11 protein-coding genes and 1 pseudogene are annotated in these 13,759 nt (G+C 48.6%); 5 read left to right on the forward strand and 7 right to left on the reverse strand.

Translation table 11 applies throughout. The features are described 5' to 3' along the window. Nucleotides 1–2 precede the first annotated feature (2 nt). The 3 genes and pseudogenes from EFB02_RS05245 to EFB02_RS08830 form a co-directional block, all read right to left on the reverse strand. On the reverse strand, nucleotides 3–713 hold the full coding sequence (locus EFB02_RS05245; RefSeq protein WP_101677791.1) for a hypothetical protein: 711 nt from the start codon (nucleotides 711–713) through the stop codon (nucleotides 3–5). Nucleotides 714–1,345: 632 nt separating this feature from the next. Beyond that, on the reverse strand, nucleotides 1,346–2,761 hold the full coding sequence (locus tag EFB02_RS08825) for an HNH endonuclease family protein (protein WP_327395334.1): 1,416 nt from the start codon (nucleotides 2,759–2,761) through the stop codon (nucleotides 1,346–1,348). 15 nt (nucleotides 2,762–2,776) lie between these two features. Further along, nucleotides 2,777–3,409: pseudogene (locus tag EFB02_RS08830) on the reverse strand (DUF262 domain-containing protein); the annotation flags it as partial. A 219-nt stretch (nucleotides 3,410–3,628) separates the two neighbouring features. On the opposite strand from EFB02_RS08830, the gene EFB02_RS05265 reads away from it, so the two are divergent. Further along, on the forward strand, nucleotides 3,629–4,792 hold the full coding sequence (locus EFB02_RS05265; RefSeq protein ID WP_122820476.1) for a DUF3824 domain-containing protein: 1,164 nt from the start codon (nucleotides 3,629–3,631) through the stop codon (nucleotides 4,790–4,792). Nucleotides 4,793–4,854: 62 nt separating this feature from the next. Here EFB02_RS05265 and EFB02_RS05270 read toward each other — a convergent pair whose 3' ends face one another. The 3 genes from EFB02_RS05270 to EFB02_RS05275 form a co-directional block, all read right to left on the reverse strand. Further along, complete coding sequence (locus EFB02_RS05270) at nucleotides 4,855–5,289, reverse strand: hypothetical protein (protein ID WP_160115375.1); 435 nt, start codon at nucleotides 5,287–5,289, stop codon at nucleotides 4,855–4,857. 97 nt (nucleotides 5,290–5,386) lie between these two features. Next, the gene (locus EFB02_RS08665; protein ID WP_147471037.1) at nucleotides 5,387–5,632 is read right to left on the reverse strand and encodes a hypothetical protein; all 246 of its coding nucleotides are present in this window, start codon (nucleotides 5,630–5,632) and stop codon (nucleotides 5,387–5,389) included. A 191-nt stretch (nucleotides 5,633–5,823) separates the two neighbouring features. Next, nucleotides 5,824–6,867: a hypothetical protein gene (locus tag EFB02_RS05275; protein ID WP_147471038.1), complete on the reverse strand. Its 1,044-nt coding sequence runs from the start codon at nucleotides 6,865–6,867 to the stop codon at nucleotides 5,824–5,826. An 856-nt stretch (nucleotides 6,868–7,723) separates the two neighbouring features. Here EFB02_RS05275 and EFB02_RS05280 point away from each other — a divergent pair. Next, on the forward strand, nucleotides 7,724–8,179 hold the full coding sequence (locus tag EFB02_RS05280) for a cupin domain-containing protein (protein WP_122820479.1): 456 nt from the start codon (nucleotides 7,724–7,726) through the stop codon (nucleotides 8,177–8,179). Between the two features lie 144 nt (nucleotides 8,180–8,323). Here the strand turns inward: EFB02_RS05280 and EFB02_RS05285 are convergent, their stop codons facing one another. After that, nucleotides 8,324–8,638, reverse strand: a complete 315-nt coding sequence (locus EFB02_RS05285; RefSeq protein WP_122820480.1) for a thiamine-binding protein — start codon at nucleotides 8,636–8,638, stop codon at nucleotides 8,324–8,326. A gap of 395 nt (nucleotides 8,639–9,033) precedes the next feature. On the opposite strand from EFB02_RS05285, the gene EFB02_RS05290 reads away from it, so the two are divergent. The 3 genes from EFB02_RS05290 to purC are packed head-to-tail and all read left to right on the forward strand — an operon-like array spanning nucleotide 9,034 to nucleotide 13,680. Next, complete coding sequence (locus EFB02_RS05290) at nucleotides 9,034–12,480, forward strand: phosphoribosylformylglycinamidine synthase (protein WP_122820481.1); 3,447 nt, start codon at nucleotides 9,034–9,036, stop codon at nucleotides 12,478–12,480. Then, nucleotides 12,471–12,941, forward strand: coding sequence for a 5-(carboxyamino)imidazole ribonucleotide mutase (purE, locus tag EFB02_RS05295; RefSeq protein ID WP_122820482.1), 471 nt, complete (start codon nucleotides 12,471–12,473; stop codon nucleotides 12,939–12,941). Before EFB02_RS05290 ends, purE begins: the two co-directional genes overlap by 10 nt. Nucleotides 12,942–12,969: 28 nt before the next feature. Further along, nucleotides 12,970–13,680 carry a phosphoribosylaminoimidazolesuccinocarboxamide synthase gene (gene purC / locus EFB02_RS05300; RefSeq protein WP_122820483.1) on the forward strand — a complete coding sequence of 237 codons (711 nt, stop codon included), beginning with the start codon at nucleotides 12,970–12,972 and terminating at the stop codon, nucleotides 13,678–13,680. Nucleotides 13,681–13,759 lie beyond the last annotated feature (79 nt).

Raw genomic sequence — 13,759 nt, forward strand, 5'->3', positions numbered from 1 at the left:
GGCTATTTTCCCTGTTGCTTGGCGGGGAGGGGCTTGTCCCACTTTGCGGTATCGGGATTCCAAGCGGCTGTGAAATCGTCGTCCATTCCCTCGCAGGTGAGGCTTACGTTCCCTGCGGAGGGTTCAGGCTCCAGCTCGAGGAGAACTCGGTTGCCGCCCCTGCCGGTATTGAGCTCGAAATCCAGGGAGAACGAGAGCCCCGCGGCTTCGAACCCGCAGTATACGCTTAGAATCTCGGCGTCGAGGGCGGGTACGTTCTCATAGCTGAACCTGAGCTTCGGCGGGATGGTATGTGCCGGCAGCGCCTTGAAGAGGATGCCGGCAATGGTGTCGGCGATGATACCATCGTGCTCGTCTCGCCAGTCGCGGTTCTCCGGTGAGGCCTCGTCGTCGAACATCCCGTTTGCAGCGGCGTCTTTGCGGTGCCAGACGTCGTAGTCGAGGACGAACGGCAGCCCTTCTTCCTTATAGTCGTGGCGGCTCATGTCGAGCTTGAGGCCATGGGCCTCGGAGAGCAGCATGATGGCCGCGTGCAGGTCGAACAGGTAACGTTCGGCAACATCGACATGGCATCCAAGCTGCGCTTCCAACTGGCGGTAGGTCGTGGTATTGAAACCGTCGGGCGCCTGCTCGAGCGCGAAAAGGATCGTCTCCGCATCCCTGCGCGTCTCAAGGTCGATGGACATCAGCTCATCCAGTCCTTCTCTGTCCATGTGCGTCCTCCTTGCGATTGTCGCTATCGGTTCGAGCCATGCCAGTTGCTTCTCTGCTACGGGCATTCTTATCTTTCTTGCTGGTATTATCTCACCGCGTTGCAGCTGCCGCCACATCGTGCGATGGCCAAGACGGGCCCGAAGTCCAGACGACGGAGATGCCTCGGCTGCGCGCCGAATCGCGGTGTCGATTCAACTCATGGGCAAGCCACCCGAGACTACTCACTTTGTTCACCGATGGTGAGTGCCAGCGACCTGCGGTTTTGCGAAACGCCTGCAAGCCACCTGCGTTGATTCACTTGCGATTGCAGCTGGCGGCTTGCGGGCTAAAGGGCGGTTGAGTTTCAAAACGGGCGTTTTCGGCGCTATCGAGCCTCCAAAGGCGGCCAATCGCGGCCTTTGGGACAAAAACAAAAACTCAAAGCCCTGAGTTTGAAAAAAGTTTCTGAAATTGTCCCGACTTTTGTCCCCAGAGCCGACGAAACACGACATGGTGTTACTTGGCGGCACTCTGTTCGAGTCGGCAGCGAAAACTGGGCGCAACTGGAATGACGAGGCGGCAGAACCGAAGCCATCGAGTGGGAATAGCCGAGTCTCTAATCGACTACTGCGTTTCTTGGGAATTATTTGTCTCATCGGGGCTCATCGGGGCGGATTTCAAAATGAAGGTCTTCCCCGCTGATTCCAATTTTTTCAAACACTGCTTCCAGCACCCGAATTTTTGAGGCGGTCGGTGTTGATAGGAATGCATAAAGGTTCCTGCCGATATTGACCCATCCTTCCTGTGGGGCGTCCATAGTGGTAATGAAGGAAGCAGGGAAGTCGTCTTGGGATGCGATGCGGTAAATTTCGGCAGTGTTTGATTCAAATATTTGTCTTAAGACCCCTGCTGTAGCATCTTTCCAAGTAGTGACATTATGTTTTCCCTCCCTAAATGTGTAGGAAGAAATTTTAGTGCCGGTGAAGTCATAGTCGTCATCTAGGGAATAATCGGGATTATTCTCCACCATGGGTTGGAAATCGATTTCTGGAAATGGCCATAATTCGAGGAACCGCTCCGCCAGGAAGTCACTGCGGGCTTTCAACTCATGCAGAGTCCACTTTTCCTGCTGGCCTATCCATTTATTCAAAGGTAGCGGAGAATCAATAAAACCATCTTTCATGGTGAGTTTTTCTTGGAAGGCGCGATTGCTGTACTCGCTGTTATAGGCAGTGAGCGCGAGGTTAGCGATGCGGTTTTTCCAAGTTTTGTGAATATCTGCGAAATCTTTTCCGAGCTCTTTTTTCCAGGTTTCGGTAAGAGTTTGAGGCATGATGTGCTCTACTGACAGGTTGTGTTCTTTAGCTACCATCGCTTCCGGGACATTGATAGTTTCATACGAGTCGCCGTTTTCTAACCGGTTAAAATAATAGATTTTATTTTTTGTTCGCATGTTGTAGAAGTCGCGGCTACGTACACTGGCCCCGAATTCCTGGTTATTTGGGAACCTACCCGAAACGGTTTTCTGTTGGAGGACGTAAATAACAGAATTTGCATAGTCTTCCTCGTCGTGAAGTAGCCGGATGGCATCATTCTTTAGGGTCGCGAAAATCTTGTTGAGGGAGTTGGTGGGAACTTCGCAAACCAGCCGTCTAAACAAGTAGCTTTCGATGGTCTTGAGGACTAAGCAGGTCTGGATTTCATTTATCTTGCCGTCATGAAATCTACCTAGCAATGCGAATAAAAAGGGATTCACTACCGTCATCTCTAGTAGTCCTAGCCTCTTCAAGATCACGTCCAGACGGCAAACGCCGGTGGAGGCATTCATTATTTGTGCATAAAATCTGGCGTGCGCCAGCAGATCTGTTAATAGCTCCTCAATTTCTATCTTTAAGCCGGTTACATACTGTTTGAAAGTATGGTAAACCCCGTTGATCTTAGGCCATTTACCATGCTTATAGGTAAGGTATTGTCGGACGAACTCGCTAACTTGGTAACCGGTTAGTTCTTCAATCTTGTTCCAATATTTCTCGTATAGCTCTTCTTGCTCTCGCTGATCAAGCCCCATTAGGATATAGTTTCTGATCTTGTCAGCCTCGTTTAAGTCCAGGCCAGTTGAGTTAAGGCTTTCGAATATCAACTGGGGATCGTCTCCGCGTTCAAGCGTAATGTCAATTACCACTAGCTTCCGCAATGCTCTAAAAAGCTCGTCAGCATCTACAGATGAACCTGGAATTGCTTCGTAAAAGAATAGATAGTTTTGCGTAATGTTTGAATCAGGAAGGTAGTCAGCTTTTTGATTGAAAAGACTATTGAAAGCTTTCATATCATTCTTTACAGGTTTCAGTTTAATTTTTCGTTCCTCGGGCTGCCATTTATCGATCAGGTAGTCCTCTCTGATTTTTTCATTGAGACGCTCTACAGTACAGGGAAGTTTCTTCTCTTCGATGAGATTCATCAGTGCCAGCAGTAACAATGAAACAGTGGTAAGACGTTGTTGTCCATCGATAATCAGGTAGTCGTCACCTTAAGTTTTGGAGACAATAGAACCAAAGAAGTGAGATGACCGCTGGGTTTTAGCCACATCTATGAGATCGCTGAGTAGTTGCTGGCAGTTCTCTTTTTTCCAATCATAGTTTCGTTGATACACGGGGATTACAAAACGTTTATCCGATCCCTCCATAAATTTGAGGAGTTCCTTAGAAGTGCCTTTCATTATGCTGCTCTCTGTAGATACTAGGTTTGCGGTACGAATGCCAAAATTATAGAGGCGTCAGGTCTTGAATAGTTAAAAATAATATTGCGAGAGCAAAGCCGGGGAATGAGTAGGATAAGGGCAGGCTTTGGGGAGCTTGGACGAATATTTCAAGTGTTCTGCTCAATAAAATTTACGATGCTAGAATTTGTGTATAGCAATAGTTTGAAAGGAAATACATTGAGTAATTCACCCCATTTCCAGCCTGATGAAGAAGCTCAGAAGCTTGAGGGATCGGAAACTCAGCTAGCTTCCAGTGACAGCTCTGGTGCCGCAAAAAGCTCGCTTTCTCCCTCGGCTAGCTCCTCACAGCAATCTGTCCCGGCTAACGGAGTAAATCCTCCATTTCCGCCTGCTCCGACAATGGGGATGAATCCGCCATATCCGTCAGCGGGCTACCCGCAACCGATGCCTCCCGCTGGCTATCCGCCTTATCCACCGCAAGGGACAACTGGAATGCCGCACCCCCTTATTCCTGCAGGTTCTGGTCCCCGGGCAGAAGCGAGTTTCCCTCAGGCAGGCTATCCACCGGTAAATCCGGCAGCGATGCAATCTCCTTACGCCGCTAGCCTCCCTGGTTATCCGCAACCCCCAAAATCAGCTAACGATTTTGTACTTGCCTTAAAAGCTATTTGGCCTACTTTTGTGGGACTGCACAAATCTGAAGGCCAAGTGAGGGTGAAAGCCAACTCCCAGTTGAAACACTGGTGGTGGGTAATGATGCTGGTATTTTCACTGATGACTGGACTTAGTTCGTCGGTGGTGCTCGCCCGTAGCGCGGATATTTTCTCCGGGGGATTGCTCGGTGGCTCTGGGTATGGGGCTTACAGTGTGCTTTATTTCGGTTACTGGTTCCTTTGCTTTTTCGTATTCACTCTGGTGGCATTCGCGGCAGTTATCCTGAGGGCAGCGTTAGCATTAGCTGCTGCGCGCACCAAGCAAAGTGCCATCACCTTTACTCAGGTAGCTTCCATAGTTGCTACGGGGCTGGTTATGCCTTCCTTTGCGTTGGCATTAATGTTTTTGGTTTCCCTGCTTCCGATTCCGGTTTTGCCACTGATATTTATAGCTATCCTACAAATATTGTTATCGGCCTCCTTCTTGATTATGGAGCTATTGATTTTCGGAGGCTTAAAAGAGCTCTATCCGAAAGATAAAAGCCCGGAGATGCGCCATACCATTTTCTTTATTATTTGGACACTATGTGCTTCCCTAGTAATTGGGATAGTTGCGGTTCCTACCGGAACTTATGCCGTCGCCTCCAGTGCCAAAGCTGCGGTAGAAGATACAGTGCAAAGGCAATTTGATGATATGCAGGATCTAAAGCGGCTTTTTGATAACTAACCCGTTAGTTATCCAGTAATTAGCAGATAGCCTCACCTACCAGGACAGCAGAATGCTAGCGTTTAGTTGTATTCGGAATAATTGGTGATTTCAAATCCTTGTATCGACATTTCCGATATTAATTCTGGGCTTCCTGACCCGGTCATGGGATCAGATCCGTAGATATTCACCCTGCCGGGGCTAACTATTTTCACTAGCCCCGCTTCCATAGCTGGTCCGATGACTGACAAATAGGGGTGATTGGGGTCGCCGGGATCGAAAATTGCTAGGGTGAACTCGGTCGCTTCATAGTCGTTTAAAACTAGAAGTGCGTCTAAGTATCCATCGGCATTAGCGTCCCCATATCCAACTGCATAAGATTTTGTGGGATCCGGTTTGAAGCTTGCAGAATCGAAAAGATCGCTAATTTGCGGGTTTGCTAGTTTTATCGCGTCGAGCTCGGTCTCTGGGTGCTGAGGGGAGAAACGAAACTTCTCCACCGAATTCCCGTTTTTCATAGTTGCCCAACATTTACTAGTTCCTTCAGGCATTTTATTGGCAATCGGAGTTCTATCCGATTCTTGCCAGAAATTTTTGTTCGGACACTTTGGGTCATTAAAGAGGCGGCACCAGTGGGTTTGCTGGGGGATGGGCTCCCGGGGATATAAACGTTCCGGCAGAATATTGCGGATAAGTTTGTGTATGAGCTGAACCCTGCGGGGAGGGAGAATGGAACGTGCCACTACTAAGGGACATCCCCTTAGGGTTACCTGCCCGCTGAGGAGCTAACCCGGAATCAGGAATTCGAGCGGGCTCAGCAGATCCGTCATTTACGCCTTCATCAGGGGAAAACTTAGACATAATTCCACTCTAACAAGCCGAAGCCGTCCTCTACATGAAATCTGAACAGTTAACTAAAAGGCACTAATCTCGCGAGGGCAATCCCTGTTTAGCTGAATCGGTATAGCAGCGGTGAACTAGCTAAAACTTCTAGGCAAACCACGCTAAGAAGCAATCGTTTAGCCAGCAAATATTCTGAGAAAATTCAGCTGCTATCCTGCTTTGGGTTCGTGGTTTACATAGTTGGTGATTTCGTATCCACTAATCGATATTTCTGAGAGTACTTGCTTAGTTTTTGAGGGAGTTATAGCTGCTGGATAGAAAATAGTAATTTTTCCCGGGCTCTCAATCCTTACCGTTTTTGGTTCTTGCGTACCCCCGATTATCGAAATATAGGGATGTTCGGGATCTTCGGGATCAAAAAGAGCCAACTGGAATTCAACCGCCTCTAAATCATGGGTGATGAGCAGTGCGTCGAGGTAGCCATCACCGTTTGCATCTCCATATCCAACGGTATAGAGCTTGGAAGCATCTGCACTAAAACTCTCGGAATCGAAAAAACTGGAACCATTTCCTTCATTGTCTGACAGCTTGAGTGCAGTAAACTGTTCTCTCGCATCCCAGGGAACAGTGACTTTTTCGATTGATTCTCCGTTTTGCATAGTGGCCCAACAGGGGGTGGTTTCGCTGGGCATTTTTCTAGATATGGGAGTGCCATTGCTTTCACGCCAGAAATTTTTATCTGAACAGTCTTCAAGTCCATATACGGGCAGGTAGGCCTTGGCGAAGTCAATGTTTTTGATAGCGTCCTTGGCTACTTGAGGTTCACCTGCTTTGCTCTGGCCAGGGCTTAACTCTTTTTCGGGATTTTGTTGTGGATTAGAACTGCCGGTCAACGTCATGACTTCCAGCTCGGTCGCTTCCTTTTCTGTCGGAGAATTAGATTCTTCAGATTCTCTATTTTCGTTACTGTCTGCGGACTTTAGGGTAGGTTCTGAGGGCGAATCTCCAACGGTACTGGTGGTATAGACTTCTTTACCGTCACAGGTGACGGAGGCGGGCTTTTTCAAGTTCTGCACCCACAATAGCTTGTTACTTTCGGGGTTATATGCCACGATTTGCTCCGCATTTGTGGCGGAGGGACTAGCTCCAACTAGCAGGTGTTTATCGGCATAGATTTGTTCTTTGAACTGGTATTTCTTATTCTGATTGGCTTTTACGGTGTCTTTCTTGGCACATGCGATTTTTCCGCTCACAGTCAAGAAGGGCTGTTGAAAGGCGTTATCGCATTTTGGCAAGGCGATGAGTTTACCGATTTTAGCTCCAGTTTTAGGGTCTAGAAATTGTCCTACGCCACTGCCATCTTTGAATGGTTGCAGCAAAAGCAGCTTGTCTTTTTCCGGCTCGTAAAGCGTATATGCTTGCCTGGGTTCTTTTTTATTTCTATCACTACTTTTGACGGTTTACCCCACGCTGGGTTTACCCCCACTGCGAGAGAGCCCTCTCCGGTGAATACTTTGAAGAGAGTTATTCCCAGGACGCACAACGCGAGCACTAAGATCACGCAGAGAGTAACTATTAAACCCCGCCGTGACTTACCCTTTCCACCAGCAGCCGGTTGCCCCGGAATGTTAGGAGACATCGATTGCAATACAGGATAAGCAGGAGGCAACGGTTGCGATCCTCCGGGCATCGTTTGCCTCGGGTAGGTAGGGGGCGTCGGTACAGATCCCACTGTAATTGGTTGTGCCGGAAAGTTAGGAGCTAGCGGCTGTCCCGGATAGCTAGCAGGTGTCGGTTGCCCCGGGGAAACCGCAGGCACAGGCGGGGTAGCCAGGATATTGGCATTAGGAGATCCGTAGGAGCTACCAGCATGATTACTATCGTCAGGGGAAAACTTCGACATATCTCCACTTTAACAAGCCAACAAACCGCAATATTCAAAATTCGTAAATCCAGCCTAAGAGACGGGTAGAGCTATCGGTAATCTCAAAACAAAATAAACTGCTCAACGCTGGTAGCGATATTTTGCAGGAAGTCCTGCATCTTGGAAAAAGCCTGGCTACCATGGAAAGTAAGATTTTCGAAGGCGAGTAAGAAAGGAAAATCATCATGGCAGTGCATGACAATGGACCGGAGCCCTATAGCTTCGATTTGGAAACCGAAACCAAAGAAAACACCAATTATCGCACCACCGCCTGGACCGGGAAATACCTGCAAGTAACGCTAATGTCTATTCCGGTAGGTGAATCTATCGGGCTGGAAGTTCACCCGGACAACGACCAGTTCCTGCGTCTGGATGCCGGTAAAGGCAAAGTAGTAATGGGGGATGCGAAAGATAACCTGACCTTTGAGCAAGAGGTTAGTGACGGCTGGGCAGTAATGGTACCGGCTGGCAAATGGCACGACATTATCAATGTCGGGGATGAACCGATGAAGGTATATGCGATTTACTCTCCTTCTCACCATGCGCAGGGAATCGTGCAGGAAACTTTCGCCCTGGCAGAAAAGGACGAGGAATCCGGCAAGGATGTTCCTCCTGAATGGACAGTGCAGCTAGGTAAATAGCTCACTTATATTAGAAGCTGGCTCCCAAAATAGCCTCATAAAATCGCTATTTAAACTGGAAGGCTCTGAACATAATCTTTAGTGGCGTCACTCCGTTATTGGGGTGGCGCCACTAGGTTTTGTAGCAACCGGTTATAGCTAAAACTAGCTTTCGGACTGCAGCCTGTTTAGAGCGGCATCTAGGCGGGTAAGTTTCGCGGTCATTTCACCTTTGCGGCCAGGGCGGATATCCGCTTTCAGTACTAAAGATACCCGGGGGGCGAAGCGGGAAACTGCGTCACAGGCCTCTTTTACTACCTGCATACATTCATCCCACTCGCCTTCGATGGTGGTGAACATGGAATCCGTGCGGTTCGGCAGTCCCGAGTCTCGAACCACCTGTACCGCGGCAGCAACAGCGTCATGGACTCCGCCTTCAGCATCGGAGTTAGAAGGAGTAATAGAAAATGCAACTAACATGCTTTTACTCTAGCCTCTTTGATAGTAAAACTGGCCAGAAGCTGCGCTTGTAAAATCATTTTTTCCTCAATTCTTGCTGTTAAGCGGCGCGGTTTAAAAGATTGGAGCGTTTACCCCGAGCCTGCCGAATTTGAGGAAAAGGTGAGAAATATTGCTAACTGGTTTCTGGCGGCTGATTAGTACGCTGGGCACTGCCCCTGCTAGGGTTAAAGGGTAGCTGATTGTTCTTGATTTCCTTAAAGGGTTCATTAATAGCCAGCTAACAGGCTCCCCGGGCAACTGGTGAAACCAGTGGTCAGGGGGATGCGGTTGGGCAGTGGGTGAGAATTCAGACGACTTCCTGCTGTCGCGCGCAAAATTTCATACCGGGCAGCTATTTCATATAAGGGAAGACTTTGAATAAGCGGATTTTCGTAAGAAAAAAGAACGATACTACCCAGTTCAATGTCTATGACATTTTCGGCCTTGATACGGCTGCGCTGGAACAAGCCAAATACACGGTATTCGCCGAGGTTAATCAGGATATTGTTCTTGATCAGATTGATATTGAAGACTTTTACGTCCTCGAATACCTACCTGGCCAGTTTGATCAACGCGCAGATGCTGCCGAAAAATGCCTAGCGCTCCAAGGCTATACGGCTACTGTGAAATGCGGATACGGACGTACAGGGCGGGTTAAATTCAACCCTATCGAAATGCGCCTCAAAGATATGTCGGTGCTGGAAAACGAAACTTATGTTCCCAACCGGCAGTTGCCGCCCAGTGTTGAAATCACTGCAGACTACTACGAGCAATCCTCCTTGGCGATGACCAAGGAGGATTTGCTTTTCATTAAAGAATATTTTGATAGCATCGGGCGTCTTCCCACCGAAACTGAAATCAAGGTAATAGACACCTACTGGTCAGACCATTGCCGGCATACCACTTTTGAAACTGAACTTACAGAGGCTACTTTCATCGGCCCCTATGCGGCTCGCCTACAGGAAGAATGGGCTTGCTATCTCGCTGAACGCAACCCCGATAAACCGATTACCCTGATGGATCTGGCTACTCTGTCGGCAAAACGTGAAAAGGTGAAAAATCAGGAAGTCTCTAACGAGATCAACGCCTGCTCGGTGTATGTAACCGTGGGGGGTGAACGCTATATCCTGCAGTTCAAGAACGAAACTCATAACCATCCCACCGAGATCGAACCTTTTGGGGGTGCTTCTACCTGTATCGGAGGAGCTATCCGGGATCCCTTATCGGGACGCACCTTTGTTTACCAAGCAATGCGTATCTCCGGTAGTGCTGATCCCCGAATAGAAGACCCGATAGAAGGTAAACTTTCCAGTAAAGAAATTACTCAGGGAGCGGCCGCCGGATATTCCTCTTACGGTAACCAGATTGGGTTAACCACAAACTATGTTAAAGAAATTTATCACCCCGGTTACCGGGCAAAACGCCTTGAATTAGGGTTCGTAGTGGGAGCGGCTCCCGCCGAGAATATTATTCGCGAGGAACCTGCTCCCGGGGACTTGATTCTGTTAATCGGAGGGCGTACCGGACGTGACGGAATTGGGGGAGCCACCGGCTCTTCCAAAACTCATACTCGGGACTCCTCGCAAACTTGTGGAGCCGAGGTACAAAAGGGTAACCCCATTATTGAACGCAAGATTCAGCGGCTCTTCCGTCGCGGTGAAGTCGCGAAACGAATTAAGAAATGTAATGACTTCGGTGCGGGGGGAGTGTCTGTCGCCATCGGAGAACTAGCTCCTGGACTGGAAATCGAACTGGACCGGGTGCCAGTAAAATACCAAGGGCTAAACGGAACCGAGTTAGCGATCTCTGAGTCGCAAGAACGCATGGCAGTCTGTATAGACCCCGCGGATCTGCAATTCTTCTATGATGCGTGCGCAAGTGAAGACGTAGAAGTAACCCACGTGGCTACCGTTACCGCCGATAAGCGCCTAGTTATGCATTACCTGGGAGAAACCATCGTCGATATTTCCCGGGACTTCTTGGACACCAATGGGGTACGTTCCCACACGCAGTTCGCGGCAGTCTCTAATGGGACAATCACTCCCGAGCGCAAAGTTTCCGGGGATAATTTGCAGCAAAAACTAGCAAATAACCTGGCGGACTTAAATATTTGTTCCCAGCGCGGCTTAAACGAGATTTTCGATTCCTCGATTGGCGCCACCACCTTGACTTTGCCCTACGGAGGCAAATTTCAGCGCACCCCCTCCCAAGTCAGCGCGCAACTAGTTTCGGTTGAAGAGGGACAGGCCGAGGTGGCCTCGGTAGCAGCCTATGGATTTGAACCTTCGCTGGCGGAACTGAGTCCTTACCACAGCGCGATCGTTTCAGTCGTGCAATCCATGTCACGTCTGGCAGCAGCTGGAGTAGATTACCGGGATTTGTATTTCACTTTCCAAGAGTATTTCCCTCGCCTGGGCGAAGACCCTGAAAAGTGGGGGACAGTGGTAGAAGCGCTTCTGGGAGCAAACCGGGTATTACGCCACTTCCATCTCGCTTCCATCGGAGGCAAAGATTCTATGTCTGGCACTTTCGAAGATATGAATGTGCCGCCCACTTTGGTTAGCTTCGCAATTGGGATGCAGGAAGCAGCTAAGTTACGCACTCCGGAGTTGAAAGCTCGCAATCACCGTCTCTATCTGTTGAAAGTTAAAACAGATGAGCTAGGAACGGTTGATTTAGAATCCTTCCAAGAGAATTTAGATCAGCTACAAAAGATTAATCCGCTCTCGGCCTATGCGTTAGGGTACGGAGGAATTGCCGAGGCGCTACCAAAAATGGCCTTCGGGAACCGGATCGGTTTCGAAATTAACACTGAAGAGGATCTCTTTGCTTCTCGCTATGGCAGTTTCTTGATTGAGACTGACCAGCATTTAGATTTGCCTTTGCTGGGATACACCGGGAGCTGGGCGAAAACCGTTATTAACGGTAATCAGCTGAAGCTGGATGTTCTACAGGAGGCATGGGAACAGCCTTTAGCAGAGATTTTCCCCACCGCTGGGAAACGGATTAACCAAAAAGTTGAGCAAGTTAGCGATGCTTGTTTGAACAAAACTTGTCACGCGCCCTATCGAATACAAAATCCCCGGGTGTTTATCCCTATCTTCCCGGGCACTAACTGTGAATACGATATGAGTCGGGCTTTTACGCGCGAAGGGGCGCAGGTGGTAACCGGGGTTTACCGGGATGCCACTTCGTATGCACGTCAAATTGAGCAGGCTGATATCTTTGCACTGCCTGGGGGATTCTCCGTGGGAGATGAACCAGATGGTTCTGCAAAGTTCATTGTTTCAGTGCTCAGGCAGGCAGAAGTAAAAGAGGCCGTACATTCGTTACTGCGTAAAGGAGGCCTAATTCTGGGAATCTGTAATGGTTTCCAGGCGTTAATCAAATCGGGTTTGCTGCCCTACGGACAAATTCGGGATTTAGAACCTGATTCGCCCACTCTGGCAGCAAATGATAGTGGACACCACGTGGCCAAAATTGTGCATACTTCAGTATCTTCGGTGGCTTCTCCCTGGCTGAGCTCCTTTGACGTGGGAGAAGTCCATCAGATACCGATTTCTCATGGTGAAGGACGGGTAGTGATGAGCCAGAAGGACTATCACAAGTACCTGGCGTCCGGCCAGATAGCTACCCAATATCTGGGGGAAAACCCCAATGGATCTTCCTTCGGAATCGAAGGGCTGTTGGCTCATCAAGGGCAAATCCTGGGCAAGATGGGTCATTCAGAAAGGAGCGGTAGCGGTTTATACCTCAACTACTGCCCCGAAATAGAACAAAACCTATTTAGAAACGGGGTTAATTATTTCCGATGGATGTAGCAATCATTTTTGGTTCCGCCTCCGATAAGGAAAAAATGGCGGGAGCGGCCAAATGTTTAGACGAATTCGGATTGGAATATAAAGCTTATATCGCTTCGGCACATCGGGTACCGGAACTTTTAGAGAAGATTCTAAAAGAGGCTGTGGACTCGGGGGCAAAAGCCATAATCGCCGGGGCTGGCCTAGCAGCGCACCTACCGGGGGTAATCGCCTCTAAAGTGACGATTCCAGTAATCGGAGTGCCACTAGATGCGGCTTTAGGTGGGCAAGATGCCCTTTACTCAATTGTGCAAATGCCGAAGGGTATCCCGGTTTCAACAGTAGGAATTAATAACTCTTACAATGCAGCCATGACCGCGGTGCAGATTATTGGTACCAGCAATGAAAAGGTAGCCGCACAACTCAAAGAATACCGCACCAATATGAAGAAAAAGTTTACTGCCGATCCGGTTAGTTTTTAAAAGAAAAATTTAAAAAAGAAGGCAAATAATGGAAAAGAAAGAATTCCTTTACGAGGGCAAAGCCAAGAAAATTTATGCTACTGATGACCCAGATAAGGTCATTGTTTATTACAAAGACGATGCCACCGCCGGCAATGGCGAAAAGAAAGGTACCATTAAAGATAAAGGCATTATCAATAATGAGCTCACCAGCTATCTATTTGAAATGCTAGCGTCACACGGGGTAAAAACCCACTTCATTGAGAAGCTGAACGATCGTGAACAGTTGTGCTGGAAACTAGATATCGTTCCTCTAGAGGTAATCACTCGTAACATTATCGCGGGTTCAATGGCAAAGCGGCTAGGGATAGAAGAGGGCACCGTCCCGAAGAAAATGATTCAAGAGTTCTCCTATAAGGATGATGACCTGGGAGATCCCCTGATTAATTCCGACCACGCGGTGGCCATTGGGGCTGCTACCGAGGAAGAGGTGGCAGAAATCTTGCAGGTGACCGCGAAGATTAACCAGATTCTTTCTGAAGCGTTCAAGAAAGAAGGTGTTCTCCTGGTGGACTTTAAGATCGAGTTTGGCAGGGATAAGGACGGAAATCTGCTGCTTGCTGATGAAATTACTCCTGATACTTGTCGGCTGTGGGACGCGGAAACTAAGAAGAAATTAGATAAGGATCGTTTCCGGCGGGATCTAGGCGGCATTGAAGAAGCCTATAAAGAAATCCTGCATCGCATTACCAAGAAATAGTTTTTACTGCTAAATCCTGGGGCGGAGGAAGCCCCTCCGCCCCAGGAAAATAGTTATACAGGGCAAGGGAAAATAGATA

It is taken from the genome of Varibaculum vaginae, assembly GCF_900604285.1.
Taxonomy (GTDB): Bacteria; Actinomycetota; Actinomycetes; order Actinomycetales; family Actinomycetaceae; genus Varibaculum; species Varibaculum vaginae.

Excerpts from the sequence above, each read along its gene's own strand:
- EFB02_RS05270 (WP_160115375.1), bottom strand. The coding sequence starts at position 5,289 with ATGAAAAACGGGAATTCGGTGGAGAAGTTTCGTTTCTCCCCTCAGCAC.
- EFB02_RS08665 (WP_147471037.1), bottom strand. The coding sequence starts at position 5,632 with ATGTCTAAGTTTTCCCCTGATGAAGGCGTAAATGACGGATCTGCTGAG.
- EFB02_RS05285 (WP_122820480.1), bottom strand. The coding sequence starts at position 8,638 with ATGTTAGTTGCATTTTCTATTACTCCTTCTAACTCCGATGCTGAAGGC.
- EFB02_RS08825 (WP_327395334.1), bottom strand. The coding sequence starts at position 2,761 with ATGGGGCTTGATCAGCGAGAGCAAGAAGAGCTATACGAGAAATATTGG.
- purE (WP_122820482.1), top strand. The coding sequence starts at position 12,471 with ATGGATGTAGCAATCATTTTTGGTTCCGCCTCCGATAAGGAAAAAATG.
- EFB02_RS05280 (WP_122820479.1), top strand. The coding sequence starts at position 7,724 with ATGGCAGTGCATGACAATGGACCGGAGCCCTATAGCTTCGATTTGGAA.
- purC (WP_122820483.1), top strand. The coding sequence starts at position 12,970 with ATGGAAAAGAAAGAATTCCTTTACGAGGGCAAAGCCAAGAAAATTTAT.
- EFB02_RS05245 (WP_101677791.1), bottom strand. The coding sequence starts at position 713 with ATGGACAGAGAAGGACTGGATGAGCTGATGTCCATCGACCTTGAGACG.